16 protein-coding genes are annotated in these 20,775 nt (G+C 64.8%); 2 read left to right on the forward strand and 14 right to left on the reverse strand.

All coding sequences use genetic code 11. The annotated features are described in order from the left end of the window. The 13 genes from F1735_RS18835 to F1735_RS18895 all read right to left on the reverse strand — a co-directional run. Positions 1-343, reverse strand: a 343-nt coding sequence (locus F1735_RS18835) for a transposase (RefSeq protein ID WP_187364294.1), incomplete at its 3' end; no start/stop codon positions are given. 103 nt (positions 344-446) lie between these two features. Beyond that, on the reverse strand, positions 447-4,340 hold the full coding sequence (locus F1735_RS18840; RefSeq protein ID WP_167238368.1) for a DUF6531 domain-containing protein: 3,894 nt from the start codon (positions 4,338-4,340) through the stop codon (positions 447-449). A gap of 21 nt (positions 4,341-4,361) precedes the next feature. Continuing rightward, positions 4,362-5,441 (reverse strand): hypothetical protein, encoded by a 1,080-nt coding sequence (locus tag F1735_RS18845; protein WP_167238369.1) that lies wholly within the window; start codon positions 5,439-5,441, stop codon positions 4,362-4,364. After that, a complete protein-coding gene (locus F1735_RS18850; protein ID WP_167238370.1) occupies positions 5,438-6,460 on the reverse strand; it encodes a DUF2169 domain-containing protein in 1,023 nt (340 codons plus the stop codon). The genes F1735_RS18845 and F1735_RS18850 overlap by 4 nt, the downstream gene beginning before the upstream one ends. Then, positions 6,450-7,802: a hypothetical protein gene (locus tag F1735_RS18855; RefSeq protein ID WP_167238371.1), complete on the reverse strand. Its 1,353-nt coding sequence runs from the start codon at positions 7,800-7,802 to the stop codon at positions 6,450-6,452. Before F1735_RS18855 ends, F1735_RS18850 begins: the two co-directional genes overlap by 11 nt. Next, entirely contained in the window at positions 7,789-8,241 is a 453-nt protein-coding gene (locus F1735_RS18860; RefSeq protein ID WP_167238372.1) for a hypothetical protein, read from the reverse strand. The genes F1735_RS18855 and F1735_RS18860 overlap by 14 nt, the downstream gene beginning before the upstream one ends. Before the next feature lie 16 nt (positions 8,242-8,257). After that, positions 8,258-10,504 (reverse strand): type VI secretion system Vgr family protein, encoded by a 2,247-nt coding sequence (locus F1735_RS18865; RefSeq protein WP_229505853.1) that lies wholly within the window; start codon positions 10,502-10,504, stop codon positions 8,258-8,260. 527 nt (positions 10,505-11,031) lie between these two features. Further along, positions 11,032-12,351 (reverse strand): DUF58 domain-containing protein, encoded by a 1,320-nt coding sequence (locus F1735_RS36580; protein WP_167238373.1) that lies wholly within the window; start codon positions 12,349-12,351, stop codon positions 11,032-11,034. Further along, positions 12,344-13,336 (reverse strand): AAA family ATPase, encoded by a 993-nt coding sequence (locus F1735_RS18875; protein WP_167238374.1) that lies wholly within the window; start codon positions 13,334-13,336, stop codon positions 12,344-12,346. The genes F1735_RS36580 and F1735_RS18875 overlap by 8 nt, the downstream gene beginning before the upstream one ends. After that, on the reverse strand, positions 13,326-14,744 hold the full coding sequence (locus F1735_RS18880; RefSeq protein ID WP_167238375.1) for a DUF4350 domain-containing protein: 1,419 nt from the start codon (positions 14,742-14,744) through the stop codon (positions 13,326-13,328). The genes F1735_RS18875 and F1735_RS18880 overlap by 11 nt, the downstream gene beginning before the upstream one ends. Continuing rightward, entirely contained in the window at positions 14,741-16,360 is a 1,620-nt protein-coding gene (locus tag F1735_RS18885) for a hypothetical protein (protein WP_167238376.1), read from the reverse strand. Before F1735_RS18885 ends, F1735_RS18880 begins: the two co-directional genes overlap by 4 nt. A 9-nt stretch (positions 16,361-16,369) precedes the next feature. Further along, positions 16,370-17,317: a stage II sporulation protein M gene (locus F1735_RS18890; RefSeq protein WP_167238377.1), complete on the reverse strand. Its 948-nt coding sequence runs from the start codon at positions 17,315-17,317 to the stop codon at positions 16,370-16,372. Next, positions 17,314-17,985 carry an RDD family protein gene (locus F1735_RS18895; RefSeq protein WP_167238378.1) on the reverse strand — a complete coding sequence of 224 codons (672 nt, stop codon included), beginning with the start codon at positions 17,983-17,985 and terminating at the stop codon, positions 17,314-17,316. The genes F1735_RS18890 and F1735_RS18895 overlap by 4 nt, the downstream gene beginning before the upstream one ends. 274 nt (positions 17,986-18,259) lie before the next feature. On the opposite strand from F1735_RS18895, the gene F1735_RS18900 reads away from it, so the two are divergent. Both F1735_RS18900 and F1735_RS18905 read left to right on the forward strand, forming a co-directional pair. Beyond that, the gene (locus F1735_RS18900) at positions 18,260-18,937 is read left to right on the forward strand and encodes an energy transducer TonB (protein WP_167238379.1); all 678 of its coding nucleotides are present in this window, start codon (positions 18,260-18,262) and stop codon (positions 18,935-18,937) included. After that, positions 18,938-19,753: an ATP-grasp domain-containing protein gene (locus F1735_RS18905; RefSeq protein ID WP_167238380.1), complete on the forward strand. Its 816-nt coding sequence runs from the start codon at positions 18,938-18,940 to the stop codon at positions 19,751-19,753. Positions 19,754-19,953: 200 nt separating this feature from the next. Here F1735_RS18905 and F1735_RS18910 read toward each other — a convergent pair whose 3' ends face one another. Next, positions 19,954-20,703: a DUF4303 domain-containing protein gene (locus F1735_RS18910; RefSeq protein WP_167238381.1), complete on the reverse strand. Its 750-nt coding sequence runs from the start codon at positions 20,701-20,703 to the stop codon at positions 19,954-19,956. Between the last annotated feature and the right edge of the window lie 72 nt (positions 20,704-20,775).

Raw genomic sequence — 20,775 nt, forward strand, 5'->3', positions numbered from 1 at the left:
AAAACGTCGCCTCCGAAGGCAGCTTTGCAAACGGCGGAAATCCGCAAATGCGCCGCAAGGTCTTGTCCATGGTCAGGCGCTCGACCAGCCCGACGGTGGTGGTGATGCCCAGCACCGCCTTCGCCACGAAAGCATTCGCCAGCCAGGCACGTACATGCGGCGGTCGGCCAATGCCGTCCCAGGAATCGTCAGCGAATTCCTCGATACGCGCCCACTCCAGAACGTAGATAAGGCGCTCAAGTTTCGGCGTCACGACGCCCACTTCTGCGCACAGTTCCGGCAGCACGTCATATTGAACTGCGTTCCAGCGTTGCATGATCAGGGCGGGTCGGGTAGCATTCATGGTGTGGGCGTTTTGATTAAGCTTCAGAAACTAAATCATGCCAGAAATGGGCGCCCACTCCCACCTTTTCGCTTGCGCTGCCAAGCAATTTTCATCCGTTCCGCTAGTTTTGCAAGAGGCTCTTATTGTAATGCAGCCCTGTTTCGTCGTCGTATTGCTGTCCTTGGAATCGGAGCGGTTGCTCGATCGGCGTCTGCGTTTCCGAGGTTTCGTTCGTAACTGTTTGATGAGTTGGCGCCGATTTCACCAACCACGGCTCGCCCCAGGTCGTCCAATCGGCATCCCAAACGACCTCGCCCTGCTGGTTCGTCAGTTCCAGCGGGGTGCCGATCTGGTCACAGTGATACCAAAAAACCTCGTCTTGCTGTAGCGTCGCCATCGGAACGAAACTACCGGGCTCGTAAAGAAACGTGGCGCCCTTGCTGCCGCGCTGGCTTTGGACCATCACGTCCCCATCCCACAAGTAGACGGTTCCGCCAAACGCATCGCCTTTCCTCGTCCTCCTGCCCAATGCATCGTACTCGTAGCTGGTCGTGCGTGTCACGCCGTGGCGGACAACGATGGATTTGGCCAATTGATGATTCGCATTCCAGCGAAAAAACGCCTGTTCGTGCGCACCCTTGTTTCGAGTGATGACGTTGCCATAAAAATCGTAGGTGTAGCGCACGTCCTCGACGACGTCGACGCGGTTTCCGCGTACGGGACTGTGTGCGCATTGGGGCTGAACCGGACGAACGTTCCCGGTTGGATCGAATGCGAAAAATTCGTCGCGATTGCCGGTTGAGGCAATCAGGCGCCCGCCACGGTCGTATGTGTAGGTTTTCTTTCCCCGTGCTGCATCGTCAGCAACATCCAAATTGCCGGCGAGATCGTACCGGTATTGACGGTCAATCGCGTGCGCGCTGCCGCGACGCGTTGTAGTGGCCGTGCCCGTCACACGTTGCCGGGCAAGCCGACCCATCGGGTCGTAGCTAAAATGGCTGTCGATATGTCCCTGGTAGCGCTTGACCTCCCGGTGCAGCCCATCGCGCTCGATATCGACGATGAGGCGGTGTGTATCATGCGTGCCCGGCGCTTCGACATTCACCTGGTGAAGGTGCCCGGACCCATAGAACAGGCGATGGATGGCGCGTTGATCCGGGAAGGTGGTCTGGACCCGGTTCCCGAGGACATCGTAGCGGTGGGTCAGGACACGTTTCTGTGCAGTGGGACCGCCGAGCAGCGTCTGGGTTTCACTGAGGCGCTGACCGAGCGCATCGTAGCCAAAACTGAGCTCCGAATTCGCGTTGCGGGCGCTGACCAAACTTCCCAACACATCATATTGGAAGTGAGCGTCGCAATCCGGCTCTCCCTCGCACTGCCTGCCAAGCATCCGCCCGAGCGGGTCGCGCTGGTAGCGTGTTACCTTGCCAGGCCCGAGATCGCTACCTCCGGCTTCGATTTCGTGACTGAGCAAGCCGGCCAAGTCGTAGCAGTAGCGCCGATGGCATCCGTCGAACCCAATCTCGTCGGTGAGCCGGTTCTCGAGATCGTATGCAAAGACGCTGGTCTCGCCATTTTCATTGATCAGTTGCACCAGCCTGCCAACTGCGTCGTACACATACTTCACGCTATGTCCGTTGGCGTCACGTTCCTCGCACGGTTCTCCATGGATGTTGTACCGATAGGCCGTAACCGCACCTAAGGGATCGACATACCGCAGCAAGTTCCCGCCGGCACTCCACTCGTAGCGGTGGGTGGCGCCGTCAGGTTCGATCAGAGCCGTTTGATTGCCCGCCAGATCCCATTCGAATTGCGTGCAGTTCCCGAGCGCGTCGGTTTCACTCACCACCCGCCCCATGCCGTCGTACGCAAAATGCGTGGACTGGCCTGAACAGTCGGTCGATACGGTCAAGTTTCCCGCCGCGTCCCAGTCGAGCCTCGCGATGCCGCCACGCGCATCGGTGACCGATGTCGGCAGGCCCCGTGCATCGTAGGCGTACCGGGTGGTTTGCCCGAGCGGATCCACCTCGGCCACCAGGTTGCCGTGCCCGTCGTACTCGCTCAGCCACGAATGCTTCAGTGCGTTGGTATATTTGACTGGGCGATCGCGCGCGTCATACACAAAGGCGGTGCGGGCGCCTGTGACGTCGACAGCCTCGGTCAGGTTGCCGCCGGCATCGAAACGAAACTGCGCTTGCCGTCCCAGCGCGTCGACCGGTCCACGCGGGTTACCGTTGGCGTCGTAAGGCGACTCGGCGCGGCTGCCATCGGCTGCGACAATGGCGATGATGTCCTTGCGCTCGTCGTATTCGTAGCGGGTGACCCTGCCGATGGCGTCGGTCACGCTGGTGGTGCGGGCGCGCTCGTTGTAGTCGAAGGCAAGGCCCAGCCCGTCGGCGGCGGTATACGACCGCAGTACACGCCCCGCCGGCGAGTATTCGTCGTAATCGGCACAATAGCGCGTGCCGTCCAGGTTGGTGTAGGCGGTTAATACATGATGGCGCCATTCGTAGCTGCGTTGCGCACCGCTGGCATCGGTTTGCGTTGCCAGCTCGCCAGATTCGGTGTAGCTGTACGCTGCCAGCGTCAGCGCTGGCGCGACCGGATCGACTTGCACGGACACGCGTCTCAACAGGCCTTGCTCGGTCCAGTCAAGCAGCAAGCGGCGTGCGCCGGCGTCGACGATCGCCCGCGCGCGCCAGGGAAGGAATACATCGTCCGGGGGGGCAGCGTACTCGAACTTGATCAGATTGCCATTGCGGTCGCTGATACGCGCCAGCGGCAAGACGAACTGGTCGTCGCGCACGCGCCGGAAGTGTTGCGTTTCGCCGTCCTTGAACGCCAGTTCCCATTCGTCCGGCGTCGGGTGCGCTAACGTCATGCCTTCGTACGCATCGACATGCACGACACCTGGCCCGATGGCCGGCAGCGGGACGCAGCGGCCGGATGCGTCGTGGTAGGTCAATTGGTGCGCCGACAGGGTCAGTTCCACCGCCAGCGGCGTGCTCCAGCCCTGGCCGAACCAGCCGAACCGTATGTCGCCGGAGCGGTACTTGCGGATCCATTCCAGGTCGATCAGGCCAGGTAGCGAAAAGTCGCTTTCGGTCAGCGATTTTTCTCCGCTGGCGATGATCACGGGCGATTTTGTGCCGCACGCGCAACCGGTTTCTTTTGGCGGATCTTTTTTGTTGCCGACGTACTTTTCGTCTGTGTCTTTCGCCAGGGTTTTGGCTTTCCCTGATCGTTTGAGTTTGATCTTGCCAATCACCGCCAGCAATACCCTGGCGCCGCCACGCAGTATCCAGCCCTCGAACGCCTTGCGCGCGACTGCTTTCTGGGCCGGGGTCATGGGTTTGTCCCAGGTCCCCATGATTTCTTTCAACTCGGCGTAGACATCGGCTGCGGTCTCGGCTGCGCTTTTTGCACGCATTGCCACCGCTGCGCCACCAATCACCCAACCCACTACCGGTATCGCCGCTGCCGCCGCCATCGCGGCGGTTTTCGCCAGTTCAATCAAGGTCTCTATCGACATCAACTCGTCGAGCATTTCCTTGCCTTCGGCAATGCCTGCTTCTTTCAGGCTTTCCGGGGTGATGCCGCCGATAATATCGTGCGCATTCTCGACTGTCTTTTTCAGTTCCGGGGCCAACTTGCTCCAGACGACGTTGACGGTGGTACTGACACCGTCCATGACCGCCAGGCGGCCCTCCATCCAGAAGTTTTTGGCATACGTCCCGAAGCCATTCGGACCGTTGAGCAGAAAAGTGTATCTGCCCATCAGGACATTCGCGGCATGCCTGCCGTCGTCCAGATAGCTGTGTTCCGTCGCTACCGGCGTGTTGTGATCATTGACGGTATTGGCCGGGTTGGCGATTTTTTTGCTGCTGTTCGCATGCAGTGCGAAGCCGGGGTCGGCCTTGGGTTTGAGAACGACCGGTGATAATTGCTGGCTAACAGTTCCTTGTGCATATTCCGAAATCAGGCTCTTGCCGTTTGTGAAAACGTTGGTTGTCATGGCTTGCCCCGTTTCCGGACATTAGTAAGGGGAACGTTCAAGCACGCAGGCGGCGGTGTCGCCGTTGGCGTCGATCGTCCAGTTCAATACGCTGTTGACGCGCTCGACGCTGTGAACATGCAGCAGCACCGGCAGGATCCAGCAGAGCAGGCCAAGCGCCGCGCCGGGCTGTCCCAGCGATTTCGCGGGGTGTAGAAACGCCGGCAGGCCCGATTCGCCGGCCCTCACCCTTTCCAGGGCCGCCGATTCGATCACCGAGCGCCACTCGGAGCCGTCCATGTCGCTTTCCAGATGGCTGATCTCCGACGCCGCCAGGCACGCGCATGCAAGCGCGCCGGCCAAGCTGTAGGCCAAGGCTGTCGGATCAGCTTGGTTCTCGTTTGGCCAGGGGCGCGTGTTGGCTGCCCGCAGGGTCGGTCGGTGCAGTGCGAAACCGTGTGCGGGCACGTCGGTGATTTGCCCGACCCGGCGCAGGTTGATGCAGGCGGCCGCTTCCCCCGGTATGCATCCTTCCTGGTTATCCGTCTGCAGCAACCAGCCGGCCTCGGCCGCGCTGCGCAGGATCGCTGCTTCGCACGCGCTATCGACGGCGGCGATCAGGATCTCGGTGATCCGTGGCCGCGCCGCCATCGCCCGGAAAGCGTGTTCGAGCGCGATCCACGCGCCCGGGCTGCCCGCCTGGATTACCTGGCGGTGCCGGGTGCCGGCGCACCACGCGTCGTACGACCCGAGCCACTGGTCCAGCAAGCCGCTCATGTGCTCACAGTCCGGTTGCGAAAGCCAGGAGGGCAACACCAGCAATTCGAGGCGTTCGTCCTCCTCGGCGCAAGGCCCTGGCATCGCTATCACATGGTCGAATGCCTCGGCAACGGCCGACCCCAACAATGCGGCAAGGCGCGCCGTGCCGCTCAGGCCACTGGTCACCGTGTGACAGTCGATGATGGTGAAGGGATCGCTGAAACCGTCGAGCTTGATGAGCCTGAGCTTGCGCGCGTGGGTCAGCCACGATGCGGTCGTTTGCAGCGACGAGTTGCCAATGGCGGTGACCGCGCCGAAGGCACGTATAGCGAGCAGAGGATCGGCAGCGGCGTGAGATGTCATGGCATGGGGCTTCCGGTTTTGAACAAGTGCAGCGAACGCAGCGCGCCGCCCTGCACGCCGTCGGGAAGCAGCGCGCGCCACACCACCGAGAGGCGGTCGTGATCGGGTTCGATAATCAGGGTGTCGGGACGCAGCGCCATGAGCGGGCGGGTGTCGCCACCTGCGGTGCGCCCTTGTACCGCCAGCGCAAGGGCCGGGAATTGACAGTCGATGATGGCGCGGCTGGCCAGATGCACCAGCCGGATCGGCGTGCCCGCCGCCGGCACATCGGGCAATTGCAGGCTCGGATGGGCCTCGTTGTAGAAGCGCGTGTTGAAGTCGCCGGGCAGGTCGGCGCTGTGCGCGCTCCCGCGCGCCTTGCCGAAGGTGCCGACATGGCATTGGCGGTGCGCGGCAGCTTCCGGCCAGTAGCCCAGTCCGGCCGGTACGCGCGCATGCCGGTCGTGCTGGCATTGGCTGTCGGGTGCTTCGATCCAGGGCAGGCGGGCGGGCTCGGCGTCTTCCTGGCGGCCTGGCGCTCCCAGTGCGAAGCCGGCGTCCCAATCGGCCAGCGCATAACTGATCGGCACCCGCCGCACCGCCGGCGCCAGCGCCCTGGCCTTGTAGCCAAGCCAGGTCTTTTCCCAGATCCGCGGCGCGAATGCGCGCATGCTCGCGCTGCGCGCGCCGATGCGCAGCCCGGCGTCGATGAACAGATGGGGGTGGCCGGGGGGCGCTGTGACATAGCCGGCGACCAGGACGTCGAACGCCGGCTTGGGTGGCGATACATCGTGGTTGACCCAGACAATGTCCTCGTCGAGGCGCGTCCTGAGGGCCATTGTCTGGGCTGGTTCGAGTTCCAGGTCGCCCAGGCGCAGGCGCAGCGGCTGGCGATGGATGCCCACCTGCTGCTCGGCCGGCGCCAGGCGCCCGTTGCTGAGGCGCCAGCTGCCTTTCGCGATGACCAGCAGGTGGGCTTTGCCATGCTGGTCGCGATGTGGCTGGACGGTCGCGGGCAGCGGGGTTTGGTTAGTCAGCATCGGCCTGGTCTGCCAGTTGGGCAATCATGAGCGCCAGTTCCTGGCGCCGCGCCACGTCGACTGCCGACATGGAAAAGGGAACGTTGGCGCAGACGGCACGTTCAATATAGAGCCACTGACGCAACCCATGTGTGAGCTCGGCCATCGCGGCGTCGAAGGGCGGCACGAAGCCGCGCAAGACGGCGCCATGGCGCACCCGCACGCCGGCGGCGATGTGCGGATGGGCGAGGATGGCGTCGGCTTGCCAGGCGCAACGGTCGGCGTCATTGCTCACGCCAATGTGACAGGCGCGGCAGACGCGCAACACCAGCTTGCGCAGCGCCGCTGACTTGCTCTGGCGATCGTTCGGCTCGACGCGCGCCTCGAGCGGCACCTCGCCAAGGCCGAGCAACAAGACATCGGCTTGCTCCGGGCTAATTGCGTTCTCGCTGGCGGCGATGTCGGCACAGGCGGCGATCAGTCCATCCATGTAGCCGGCCAGCGCAATCACGCGCGTTCGTAGCGCTACGGGCAGGTCGATGAGGGTCGCTGCGCAGTCGCAGCGCGCGCGCGGATGGCGGCAGGTCAGCATGGCCCAGGCAAGGTCGTCGATGGCTCCGGGCGCACCGGCATCGATGCCCGCGCGGCAAATGGTGTCGAGCAGGCCGTCATCGGCCAGGCGTGGATCGGCAGCGGCGATGGCAAGTGCGCTGCCGATGCTGGCCTGTTGGCCCGAGCCAAGCACGCTGGCGACATAATGCCGGGTTGCTTTGCCGGCCACGCCCATGCGCGCCAGTGCCAGGTGCGCCCAGGCGGACAGCGGCTCGACCTCAAGCAGTGCCTCGATCGGCGCCTGCAAGCGCGCCACTTCGCGTCGGCCGGCCAGTTCGAGGGCGAGCGTTTGCACGCTTTCGTGCTGCGCGCCGGCCTGGAACAAGCGCTCAATGTGGTCGACGCTGTCGTCGAAGGTGCCGAGCGGGCGGGGGAAGAACCAGTAAGCGTCGTGTACCGACCTGCGGTGAAGCGCACTGTACTTCAATGCCAGATCGGGCAAGGCCCCGTCCCTCCCTTCGATAGCGAGCGCGATGCGCAGGAAGACGGCGGCATCGCGCACGCGCCCGGTGGCGGCGGCGATGCGCGCATCGAGCAGCAAGGCGGCATCGCGGCCGTACAAGCAGGCGCCGATGACTGCCCGGTCGATGGCCATGTCCGGTACGCTCAGGGCGCCCAGGTGCATTCCCGGATGATCGACGACCAGCACGCGGCGCTGGCGCGCGCGGATGGCCTGGTCGAGCGTATCGTCGAGCAAGCCGGGCAACGGCGGCAAGCGCAGGGGGCGTTCCGCCAGATCAGTTGAGGTCAATGCTTGCTCCCTCGATCCGGTTCGACCCGACCGCTGCCGAGACAATCTCCATCCCTTCCAGATGCACCCGGCCATCGAGGCTCAGGCGCAGTAGCGCGTCGCCGCAGCGCAGTTCGATGCTCGCCAGCGCCGCCAGCGTCAGGCGCGCCGCGTCGATGCACAGCGTGCCGGTGGCCTCATCGAAGCGCAGGGGCGCGCTGGAATGCCCGGGCGCGGGCCAGGCGGCGTAGACCAGCCAGCCGGCATCGCCGGCGAACAGTGCCGCCACTTGTTGGCCGACAATGAGATGCAGCAGATGAGGCGACACGCTGGCGCGGTAGGTACGCGCCGCGATTTCGATCTCGCAACCGCTGCCGGCAACCGATGTCAGGGTCGCTGTCGCGCTGGTGCCCGGTTCAAACAACGCCTCCACGGGCGCGCTGCTGGCCTTGTTGAGCATGAAACACCCCCGGAAGTTAATTGTTGTGGATATTCGGACTGATGATCGACACATTGTCGGCACCGATGACAGTGAGCTTGTCGCCCGTGAGCGTAATCTCGCCGGATTTTTTCAAGGTGAGTGACGACTTTCCGATCGACAGCGTGATCGAATCGGCATCCATGTGCAGCGTGCTTCCGCCGTCGCCACCGGCTTCCACGGTGTAGCTTGTCCCTGCCGAGTTGGAATAGGCGGCGCCGACACTGGTCATCTTGTCTACGCCGACAACGGTCGACATGATCATGCCGACATTGAGGCTGTATCCCATGCCGACGTTTTCCAGCCGGCCCATGCCGACATTTTGCATGTAGGCCATACCGATGGTTTCGGTCTTCATTTTGCTGACATTGATCGACCAGTTCTTGCCGATCCTGTCCTTTTGGTTCTTGCCGACGGTTCTGCTGCGGTTCGCGCCGATGCTGATCTTTTCGTCGTGGTCGACCCGTTCGCTGCGGTTGTTATGAATGGTGATCGTCTCGTCATGATCCACCGTTTCGGTACGGTCGCGATGGACCGTGATGGTTTCATCGCGCTCAACCGTTTCGCTGCGGTCTCGCTTGATCAGGCTGGTCTCGTCGCGATCGACGGTCTTGCGGCGGTCGTTGCCGACCCATTTGTCCTCGTTATGTTCGACTTCGGTCAGCTGGTCCTTTTCCGCATGCAGCCAAAGTTGCTCCTGGCCCTTCTTGTCTTCGAAGCGCAAGGCGTTGGCATTGTCGTAGCTACCTTGCGGTGTCGAGCGGGTCAGGATGCCGCTCTGGGTTTTGTTCGCAGGCAAGGTCCACGGCGGCATCGTATCGGCGTTCGGCACCATGCCGGTGATGATGGGCCGGTTGGGATTGCCGTCCAAGAACTGCACCAGCACTTCCGTTCCGATGCGTGGAATGGCGGTCATGCCAAAGTTCGCTCCAGCCCACGGCGTGGCGACACGCAGCCAGGCCGAACTCTTTTCATCGTTGCTGCCGGCCCGGTCCCAATGGAACTGCACCCGGACGCGCCCATATTCATCGGTGTGGATTTCCTCTCCTTCGGGACCGACCACGGTGGCTGTTTGAATGCCATGAATCTTCGTTTCCACGCTGTTGTGGTCGCGGCCTGCACGCCACGGCACAATTTTTCTCAGCGCGGTCAGGCTGTTTTCGTAATGCGACTCGCGCGTTTCTTTTACATGATAGTTATTCGAGGCCGTATGGGTGACCGATACAAGCAGAAATTCCCTCGCTTGGGCATCGTCACCCGTGCCGCTCGTGTCGAAATGTCCGGACAGGCGAAACCAACGTCCCGGCATGAGATAGCGGTTATTGCCGATGCCATCGAACTGCTTGGCCGCTGCTTCGATCTCTTCCATGCGAAGCTGGGCCAGTGGGCGCCCGCCTTCCTTGAAACCGAGAGCGCCCGTGTATTCATACGATTCAATGTTGGGAACGTCGCCCTGCTGGTTGACGCTGGGCAGCGCCGTGACGACAGGGTGGGGCGCTTTGAAGTCGAACGATGCCAGTGCGACGCTGCCCTGCGCCACCCGGCGCGACGGTGACCACTCGCCGAGACCGTCTTCTTCGGTGGCGCCGCCATGCCGTTGGAACGGTACTTCCGGATCGCCGTCGATGGGCGCGACGCTGGTGGTATCGTCGGACAGCACCAGTTTGTGTCCGCGTTCCGTATGCTCGAACCAATAAACAATGCCGGCAGCGACCCAGCGCCGCTCGAGGAAGTTGCGGTCGCTCTCGTCATACTGGCAGCAGTCCGTCAGCGTGTCGGCGGCGCCCTGGACGCGCCAGTCCCAATCAGCCAGGCTGCCATAGTCGCCGAAAATGCTGGCGGTCTGCTGGTACATGGTGGTGTAATGAAACAGATAGTTATCTTTGCGTAAGCTCAGATACTGGTACCAGGGACCCAGCCTGGCTTCGTAGAACGACATCCCGCCGTCGACGGATTTCAGGCGAAAACCAAAAACCCGCCCGGTGAAGTAACGCATGCTGCCGTCCTTGCGCACCATCTGCACGCAGAGCATCTTGCCCTGGAGGTCCTTGAGCGGCACGTGGGGGTCGTGCGACAGCAATTCGACCGTAAATTCGAAGGGACGGGAAAGGCCTTCGATGGCCTCAAGGGTGTTTACCAACAATTCCGATGCCGGCCCATCATTGTTTGGAAACGAAAGTCGTAGAAGCCGATTGTGCTGGTGTTCGCTGATCGCTGCTGTCAAACCGGTTGGGGCGTCGTTCATGCCTGTTCCTGTCGCTCGATAACTGCTGGTGTTGGCGCCATGCAGGCGCTGGGAAACACATGCCGCTGCGTTTTGCTCCGACATGACCCCGCTATCGCTGTTGGCAATGCGCAGGAACGCCGAGACACAGCGTGAAAGAGAAGAGCCTACGCCTGCGTCATCAGGACGAGGTTGCAACTGCTCAACTCTAGGAGAGATGGGTTGATCCCAACGGTAAAATTCTCATACATACCACTCGTCAACTTGCATTAATTCTAATGCAGTAAATATGATGGAATCTGTGCCGGACCGGGTTTTTTCTCATTTGGGCGCAGAAGCGCCACAATTTCATGCATTGCGCATGAAGTGATCAGCAATCGGGTTTGCCCCACGGGTTGTCATCGTCATACGGCGCGCCATATCCGAATGAACTTAGCTCGACTTTGTCCAACTATCTCGCGTAACGGACGGTTCCCGTCAGGCGCTCGAACAGGGCGCGCGCAATGTTCACCCTGTCGCCTTGGCTCCCCGCCCCTTTCTGATTGCCGTTACAACTGCCCGCTTTCCTTGATGTCCAGGTAGCGGTTCACCAGCGCGGTGCTGAGCTGGTCGGGGGTGATGTCGATCAGGCGCTCGGCGCGGATGCCGAGGCGGCGGATGGCGTCGCGCCGCTGCTGCAGGTAATGCACCGTGGCGCTGTAGCGCAGGGCGCTGGCGAAGGTGTCGACCTGCTTCGCGCGGGTGCCGTCCATGACCTTTTCGCGCAGGCTGGCGCAGATCACCAGGTGCTTGCTCGACATTAGCTCGCAGGCCGAGCGCAGCGCCGTGTCGTCTTCGTCGCGCAGGTTGGTGATGATGACGACAAAGGCGCGCTTGCTCAGGCGGTTGAGCAAATTGCTGGCCGCTTGCAGGTAGTCGGGCGCCATTTCGGCCGGCTGCACGTCGTACACCCCGGCCAGCAGGCGATCGAGCCCGTTGCGGCCCTTGCTTGGCGCCAGCCAGCGCGTCTCTTCGCCGCCGAAGGTCATCAGGCCGACCGCGTCGCCCTGTTTCTGGGCCAGGAAGCCGAGCGTGAGCACGGCGTTGAGCGCGTGGTCGAAGTGGGTGGTGACGTCGTCGCGCGCGAGCATGCGGCGCCCGGTGTCGAGCAAGAACACGACTTGCTGGTCGCGCTCTTCCTGGTATTCGCGGGTGATCGGTTTCTGGCGCCGCGCGGTCGCTTTCCAGTCGATCGAGCGCATGCTGTCGCCATCGCGGTATTCGCGCAGCTGGCGGAAATCGGTGCCTTCGCCGCGCCGGCGCTTGCGGATCGCGCCGGCCGCCGGGGCGCGCCGGTCGGTCGCCGACAGGGTGTGGCCGAGCAGCTTGGAAAAATCGGGGAATACCTTGATGCTGCTCGACTCGCCGAGGCGGTGCATGCGCTGCCACAGGCGCAGCGGCGAGCGCACGCGCAGGTGGGCCGCCCCGAAACTGGCCGGGCCGCGCTGGTCGGGGCACAAGGTGTAGGTGACGGCGGCGTAGGCGCCGGGCGCGATCGCGCTGGCGTGCGGCAGGCCCTGCATGCCCCAACTGGTGGGATAGTCGTCGTACAGGTCGAGCGCGAGCGCGCGCGCGCCGTCGTTGTGCAGTTTGAGCGTGACCTTGTTCCAGGTCCCCACCGGCCACACGCCGGCCAGCTCGCGCTCGACCCGCAACTGCGGCGTGCGGCGCGAGAGCCAGGCGTCGGCGCAGGCGGCCACCAGCGCGGCCAGCCCGGCGCCTTGCCACAGCGGCAGCAGCGCCGGCACGTGGCTGGCGGCCGCGCCCAGCAGCGCCCAGCCGCCGGCGACTAGCAGCAGGGTGCGCGACGGCGTCAGTGCGTCAGCCACGCGGAGCGGCGATTTCTTCGATCAGGCCAAGCAGCAGGTCGTCGCTGGAGAGGCCATCGAGTTCGCTTTCCGGGGACACCGCGATGCGGTGCCGCAGCACCGGCAGGGCGGCCGACTTGATGTCGTCCGGGGTGACGTAGTCGCGCCCGGAGGTCAAGGCCATGGCGCGCGCCATGCGCACCAGCGCGATGGACCCGCGCGGGCCGGCGCCGATGGCGATGCCCGGCCAGTCGCGCGTGGCGCGCACCAGCCGCACGGCGTAGGCGGAGACGGCGTCGTCGACACGGATCTTGGCCACCAGTTGCTGCAGCACGACGATGGTTTCGGGCTTGACCAGGGTGGCCACCTGGTTTACATCGAGGCCGTCGCCGACGCGGTCGCGCGTGACCATGCGCAGCATCTGTTCTTCTTCCTCGACGCTCGGATAGTCGATCCGCACCTTGATCAAGAAGCGGTCGAGCTGCGCTTCCGGGAGCGGGTAGGTGCCTTCGTTCTCCAGCGGATTTTGCGTCGCCAGCACCATGAACGGCGGCGGAAGCTGGTGCGATTCGCCTTCGATCGTCACCTGGCGTTCCTGCATCACTTCGAGCAGCGAGGACTGGGTCTTGGCCGGGGCGCGGTTGATTTCGTCGGCCAGCAGCAGGTGCGAGAACACGGGACCCTTGCGCACGCTGAAGGACTGGCTCTTCATGTCATAGACGGCGTGGCCCATGACGTCGGCCGGCATCAGGTCGGGCGTGAACTGGATGCGCGAAAACTCGCCCGAGAAGGTCTTGGCCAGCGCCTTGACCAGCAAGGTCTTGCCCAAACCCGGCACGCCTTCGATCAGTACGTGGCCGCCGGCCAGGCAGCAGGCCAGTACCTGGTCGACGACGGCCTGCTGGCCGATCACGGCGCTGCGGATTTCTTCGCGCATGCGCTGGACGATGCCGATCGCCTGGGCGAGGCGGTCGGCCGGAATGGCGGTGGCGGTGCTATCGTTCATAGTGATTTCTCAGTGTTTGTAGGGTGCGGATCTGGCGTGTGAATCGGGTGACGTGGCTGGCCGCGTCCTGCTGCAGGGCCTCGCTGACGTCGGCTTCGGGCAGGGCGCAGGTGCGCGCCAGGGTGGCCCACAGTTCGCCCTCGGGCATGCGGAACAGGGCCGGAACGCGGCGCCGGATCAGCGCCAGCGTGTCGTCGCGCGCCGCTTCAAGCAACACCTGGCGCCCGCCGTCGGCTTTCCACAGCCAGGCGCCGGAGGCGTCGATATGTTCGAGCAGCGAGCGGCGCTCGGCCTTGGGGGCCGGCAGGAGCGGGCCGAAACGGCGCAGCGCGCTCCACAGCAGCAACGCCAGGCAGGCCGCCAGGCTGATCAAGACCAACTTGTAGTGGCGCCACAGCGCCTTGTACCACGGCAGCACGTTGAGGCGCTTGACGATGGTGACGTGCTTGCCCGGCGTCAGTTCGGTCAGTGCCAGCAGCAGTTGGGCGTGGTCGCGCTGCGGCAGCTTGCTGTTGGTGAAGTAGCCGTCCGCGACCAGCACGATGCGGCCCTTGCCTTCGGCGTACACGCGCACCGCGCCGCCATCGTCGTCGCTCCAGAGCGGGGCGACGGCGCCTTGCAGGCTGACCATTTCGGTGGTGCCGGCGTCGAGTTCGAGCGCGTAGCTCCTGCCGGGCAGGGTCAGGCGGCTCAGCGCCTGTTCGCGCGCCCGCTTGGCGGCGGCGATCGCCTCCGGCTTTTTCTTGTCCTTCTCGTCCGGTTCGGTGCGGCACTTGCAGGCCAGCGCATCGGTGCGCGCGCGCACCCCGAGGTGGTCGGTGAGCGGGTCCTTGTCGTTGTCGGCCGGGTCGGCGCTGGCTTCATCGTCGGCGCTTTTTTCTTCGGCGCTCTCGCCCGCCGCCGCCGGCGCTTCATCGGTAGTGCTGGCGTCTTCGCCGGCGGCCGCTGGCGACGCATCTTCTTCCGCTTCCGCTTCTTCTTCCGGCTCTTCTTCCGGATCTTCTTCCACTTGCGCATCGTCGCTGGCGCCGGTCTCCACGACCAGCGCTTTTTCGGCCGGCGAGATCCAGCGCGGTTCGGCGATCAGCGTATTGCCGCGCCGAACCCACTCGAGCAGTTCGCGCGCCTGGTCGGGCGTGGCGGTGCCGGAAGCGCCGCTGACGATCATGGTGCCGGCCCCGGTCTGTGGCACCACCAGTTCGCCCAGCGAGCCGGCGCCATTGACGCTGCGGCCGTTCTGGCGCAACAGGCGGGTGGCGGCCAGCATCGGATCGGCCGAGGCCAGGCTCGACTCGCGCTGCACCGAGGTCCAGCGCAGTTCCATCTGGTCGTGCCACCACCAGTAACCGAGGGCGCCGAGGATCAGCAGGGCGAACGCGATCAGGATGCCTTTTGTGCTGTCGTTCATGGCGTCACCTCGCGCTTTGCGCCGAATTGGGTGTCCCAGGCGGCGCAGCAGGCCAGCAGGGCGTCGTCGTCCGGCCAGCGCGCGGCGTAGGCGCCGTTAAGCCAGAGCGTGGTGGCGCTGTCGGCCACGTCGAGCCGGCCGCGCGTCAGTTGGCCGCGCTCCCCGGCCTGGCGCGCCAGGCGCAGGCAGTCGCCTTCGGTATTGCCCTGGCGCAGGGCCAGCGCATCGTCGGTCACCAGGCGCGACAGGGTGGCGCGGTACAGCAAGGCCAGCGCGGCGCGCTGCTCGCCCCTGGCCCAGAAGGCGCGTACCTCGCTCGTCACGTCCGGCGGCAGCGATTCGGCGCGGATATTGAGGCCGCCGATTTCGGTTGCCATGCGCACCTTGGCGCCACGCTCGAAGGTGGGCAGGTGGTGACGGTAGCGGTACAGCAGCCAGCCCACCAGGCCGATGGCGAAGGCGATGACGAGCACTTTGAAGATGTCGGCGGCGAAGTTCATATTGGCCGAAGGCAAATCGAAGTCGCGCTCCTTGTCCTTCTTCTTTTCCTCGTCCGGCTTGCTCTTTTCCTTCATGTGCCAGGTTTCGATGCAATCATAGCCGCGCAGCTCGTCAGTGGCGTACAACTGGTCGATCTGCTTGCGCACGCCGGCTTGTTCGGGCGCGAGCAGCGGGCCGCGTTCGGGCTGGCGCGGGCCGTCCTCGGGCGGCTTGCACTTGGCCGCGGCGGCGGCCGGCGCGCTGACAGCGGCGGCGAGGGCCGGCAGCGGCAGGCTGGCGGCCGACAGCAGCACGCCGGCGCCGGCCAAGGCCAGCAGCGCCGACAGCAGCGGCGCGGCGCGCGTGCGCGCGGCCGGACGCTTCATCTGGCGCAGCTTGATTTCGATATCCCACGCTTCCATGCTGGCGCGCCGGTTCAGGTAGAGGGTGAAGCAGCACGCGGTATAGACCGGCGCCATGATGGCGGTGGCCACGCCGAAGGCGCCCAGGGTCATCAACGCCACCTCCATCGTCTGGGGGGCGGCGCCGTCGGCGGTGACGTACATGACGAAGGGATTGGTGGTCTTGCCATCGCTGATGAAAATGCCGATGAAGCCGAGCACGCCGAGTTGCAGCACCACTTCGAGGTGGGAGCAGACGATGCCGAACCAGGCGGCTGCGGAGGCGGTGCCGTTGTTGCCGAGCGTGCTGCGGCGCAGGTTGGCGACGCGCCCGCGCGCGCCTTCGAGCATCCAGACCGGATGCGACAGGCCGCGCCCGGCGCTGAACGGACGGCCCCAGGTCAGCAGGCGGAAGGCGCCGCCGCCGATCTGGCGCGGCCAGGCGCGCACCGCTTCCTGCCAGGTGACGGTGGTGCCGAACACCTGGCGCGAGAGCACGTACAGGGGCGCGCGTTCGAGCAGCGGCTTGAACCACCACGCCAGCAAGACCCAGGCCCAGCCCAGTTCGGGCTTCCAGACGGTCAGCGCGGCGCACAGCGCCAGCAGCGGCAGCCACAGGACCAGGAAAGCCATGTAGGCGGCGCTGGCGTGCGAATGCAGCAGGGAAAAGCCCAGGTCGAGCGCCTGCGCATTGGTGCGCGGACGCAGTTCGATCTGCAGTTTATCGATTTGCATGGCGGCCTCTTATTGCTTGCCGCGGCCGGCGAACAGGAAAAATCCGATCACCAGCACCCAGCAGGTGCCGCCGACGGCGTATTTGACATGGATGGGTATCACAGCCGAGGCCGACCAGAAGGCTTCGATGAAGGCGGCCAGGAAGGTCATCAGGCTGCCGCCGACGATGACCGGGAACATGTACTGGCTGGTTTCGTGCAGGGCGTGGGCGCGCGTGCGCCGGCCCGGATGGATCAGCGCCAGCCCGAGGCGGATGCCGGACATGCCGCATAACAGCAGGCCGGTGACTTCGACACTGGCGTGGGTGATCACGAACGACCAGAACTGGTGCGCGGTGGCCGGGTCGCGGCTCAGCCAGGCGGCGATCACGCCCAGGTGCATGCCGTTGAACGCGACGCTGACGAGGGCCGGAATGCCGCCGAAGATGCCGCCGGCGAAGGTGCGAAAGCCGATCGAGACGTTGTTCCAGATATAGTGGCCGAACATCATCACGTCGCCTTCGCTGCCGCCGCGCCCGACGCTGGCCTTGCCCGGCTGGTACATGGCGCGATATCCGTCGAGGTCGCTTGCCGAGGCGAAGCTGTAGGCCCACTGCGGCTTGAACCAGATCAGCAGGCCGACCCCGAGCGCGACCCCGAAAAACGCCAGGCAGGTCAGCAGCAGCAAGCGCCATTCGGCGCGCACGCGGCACGGAAAATCGACCAGCATCCAGCGCACCAGCGTATTCGGGCGCTCGATCGCGGTGCCGTACAGGCGCCGGTGGCAGGCGCCGACCAGTTTTTGCAGATAATCGGTGAGGGCCGGCGAGTAGCCGCGCTGGCTCGACAGCGCCAGGCACTGGCACAGGCGGCGATACAGGGCCGGCAAGGCGCGCTGGTCGTGGCCGGCGCCCTCGAGCAGGGCGCTGATCTCGGTCCAGAGGGCGGCGTTGTCGGCTTCGAACTGTTGCTGTTTCATTTGTTAAAGCCTGCCACGTAGCCGCGCATGCGTTCGACCGAATCGGCGCCCTGGGCGCCGGTCAGCGCTTCGGCGATGGTGCCCAGCTCGGCCATGCGGTCGAGCGGCAGCCGGTTTTCGCGTTCGAACAGGTCGATCAGGGTGCGCTGCTGGTCCGGGCTGAGCGGGAAAGGCAGCGGCAGCGGGTCGGTCGAGGGCGGGGTCGGGCGCGGCATGGGTTTTTCGAAATAGATGACCTGGGTGCCGGCCACGATGTCGCCCAGGCGGCGAAAGCGCACATCGAACAGCATGCACACCAGGCCGCTGGCGTACAGGAACGGCAGGAAATCGGCCACCAGCAGCAGGTTGCGCAGGGTCGATTCGCGCCAGCCGACCGGCAAGCCGTCGCTGCGCACCACTTCCAGGCCGAGCGCGCGCTTGCCCAGCGTGCGGCCATTGAAATACACTTCGCTGATGATCGGGTAACCCCAGTAGGAGACGAACAGGATGACCAGGAACAGGCCGCTGCCGAGTTTGCCGCTGGGCATGATCAACTGGGCCAGTCCGCAGAACAGCAGCCAGACCAGCACGTCGATCAGCCAGGCGGCCGAGCGCAGGAACGGACCGGCGGGCGTCAGTTGCAGGCTCACGCCTTCGGGCGTGGTCAGGGACAGGCGGCCGTCTAGCAAGCGAGTGCCTCTTTGCGCTGCCCGGATGCGACTGATGTGATGACCGCCATGCTTATACCGTGTTAAATTTACTGTAGGATGTATTTATTGTAACCAAGAAACGATGTAACGATGGCAAAAATGTGAGAATTACAGCCCATTTGTTGGGAATGGACCACTTTTTTGCTCATATTGCCAGCTTGGGCCTTGCATTTCTGCAAGGCGTGCCGGTCGCGCGACGCTGCGAGTATACTGCGCCGGCGCGGGTCCCGTCACAGATTACCGGGTGGATTTTTTGAACAGAAAATTGATCATTGGCGTATGCATCGCCGCCGCCGCCGCTTCGGTGGCGCAGGTGCCGGACAAGCATGCGGCGCCGGCGTCCGCGACGCCGGCTTTTCCGCGTCACTTGCTGGCCGATGCCGGCAGCTGCCCGCTGCCGGCGTGGCCGCGCGAAGCGTTGCTGTACGACCTGCAGGGCAGCACCACGGTGTCGTTCGCGATCGGGCCCGACGGCGCGGTGGAACAGGTGCGCCTGCTGCGCGGCAGCGGCTGGAGCATGCTCGACGAGGCGGCCCTGCGCGCCATTGGCGCCTGCCGTTTCAAGGCCGGGCTCGATGCGGCCGAGCGCGCCGGGCCATATCCGATGCAGTTCGCCTGGAAGCTCGACGGCGAGGCCGGCGTGGCGCCGCTGCTGCGCGCCGGCAGTTGCCGCGAATCGGCGCGCTTTGCGCGCTTTGTCCCAGGGGCGACTGGGTCCGCTACGGCGACCGGCGGCGCCGGCGGCGTGCTGGTGCGCTTCATGGTGGGCGAGGGCGGCGTGCCCACGCGCGTGGCCGCCGAAGCGAACGGGCAGGCGCCGGCGCTGGTGGCCGAGGCGCTCGACTTCATCCGCTCATGCCGCTTCGATGACGGCGCCGCCAGCCCGGGCGAGCGCAGCGCCAGCCTGAGCGGGCGCGTGCTGGGGCATTAGTTGCAGATCGCGCGCCTTGAAAACAAGCTGATTGTCGTCAGCGAGCCGGTCGGCGTGGCCGCCTACGACTTCGACCCTGGCCTGCATTTTGCCTGCACCCATCCGTACCGGATCGAGGGGGAAGAAACGTGCGTGCTGCGCATTGGCCCGATTGCCGATTACGCGGCCGAGTTCGAGGACAAGCTGGGCATGGGGCTACGGCTGGTCAATTCACCCCAGGAGCATGTGCGCGCCAGCGAGCTCGAAGCGTGGTACCCGCTGCTCGGCGCGCTCACGCCGCGCACCGAGGTGTTCGACAGCCTGCCATCGGCCGCCACGATCGAGGCCGCATTCGCGTGGCCGGTGTTCATGAAGGGCTCGCGCCAGACCAGCAAGCATGATCCCGAGCTGTCGGTGATCTGCAGCCGCGCGCATTACGAGCTCGCCGCGCAGCGCTACCGGGACGATCCGATCCTGCACTGGCAAAAGCCGGTGATCCGCGAATTCGTGGCGCTCGAACCGGTGCGCGGGCAGGTGGCCGGCAAGGTCCGGCCATCGGTCGAATACCGCTCGTTCTGGTGGCACGGGCACTGCGTGGGATGGGGCCGTTACTGGAACCAGGTGGCGCCGTACGCCTGCGCCGACGAGCACGCCGGACGGGCCCTGGCCGCGCAGGCCGCCGCGCTGGTGGCGGTGCCGTTCCTGGTGGTCGACGTGGCCAAAACGGCCGACGGGCGCTGGATCGTCATCGAATGCAACGACGCCCAGGAATCCGGCTACACGGGGATCGCGCCGCAATTGCTGTGGCGCGCGCTGCTGGCGCGCATCGTCGCCTGATCCGAACCGTGACCAGCGCTTTCGTTTCCCAACCGGGGTCTGACCCTCATGGCGTTAACTTAAGCTCCGTCTTTCCCGCGCAGGCGGGAAAGACGGTTTTTAGCTTTGTGGCCAGAAAGCCGCTTGACTTAACGCCATTAAGGTCTGACCAAGGTTCAAAAAAAGGGAGGCGAATCAAAGCGAAAAAATGCTGGGGGCGCTTACTTCCAGCTTGCGCGGTAGGCAGCGAAGCGGCTGGCGGAGGCGGGGCTGTTGAGGGGTTCGATGACGTCGTCGGTGCAATCGCCATCGGCCACACAGAACACGACCGCCACCGCGTCGCGCTCGGCGCCGCTGCCGAACAGGCCTTCGTCGGCCAGTTGGCGCAGCGCGTCGGCGCAGGCCCCGAAGACCCAGCTGCGCAGGGCGTCGATGTCGACCTCGTTCGGAATGTCGCGGTGGTAGGGCAGGATCATGCGGTAGGCAATGTCGAGGTAGGCGCCTTCTTCGAAAAACGACCATTCCTGCGGCGCCCAGCGCATGTCGTCGCCGCCGCCGTCGTCGGCCAGCGCTTGTTCACTGTTCGCTACCGGGACGATGGTCATGGCGCTTTCGTCGCTCATCAAGGCGAAGCCGTTCATGGCCTGGTCTGGATGGGCCGCGCGCATGGCCTTGAAGGCCTTGCGGGCGCCATCGCGGATCTCGGCGGCCAGCAGGGCGGCGTCCAGCCGGTTCAGGTCGATCTCACGCTGGCGCGTGGGGGTGAAGCCGGTCGCCACGGCCTCGGCGCACAAGGCGTCGTAGCGCTCTTGCGCGGCGGCCGGGCTGGCCAGTTCGTCGAGGGCGTCGGTGCCCCAGGTTTCGGCCATGCCGGTGGCGTGCCAGACGGCCTTGCCAAGCAGGCGGACTTCGAAGAACTGGCGCGGTTTGGCGCCGATGTGTTTGTGGAAAAGTGACCAGTTTGTCGTCATTGTTGCGTGTGTGCTTTATGGTGGGGAAGTGGGGGCGGCGCGGCCAGTTTCGGAAAGAAGTATGCAGGTCGC

It is taken from the genome of Massilia genomosp. 1 (assembly GCF_011682185.1).
Classification (GTDB): Bacteria; Pseudomonadota; Gammaproteobacteria; order Burkholderiales; family Burkholderiaceae_D; genus Telluria_A; species Telluria_A rubra.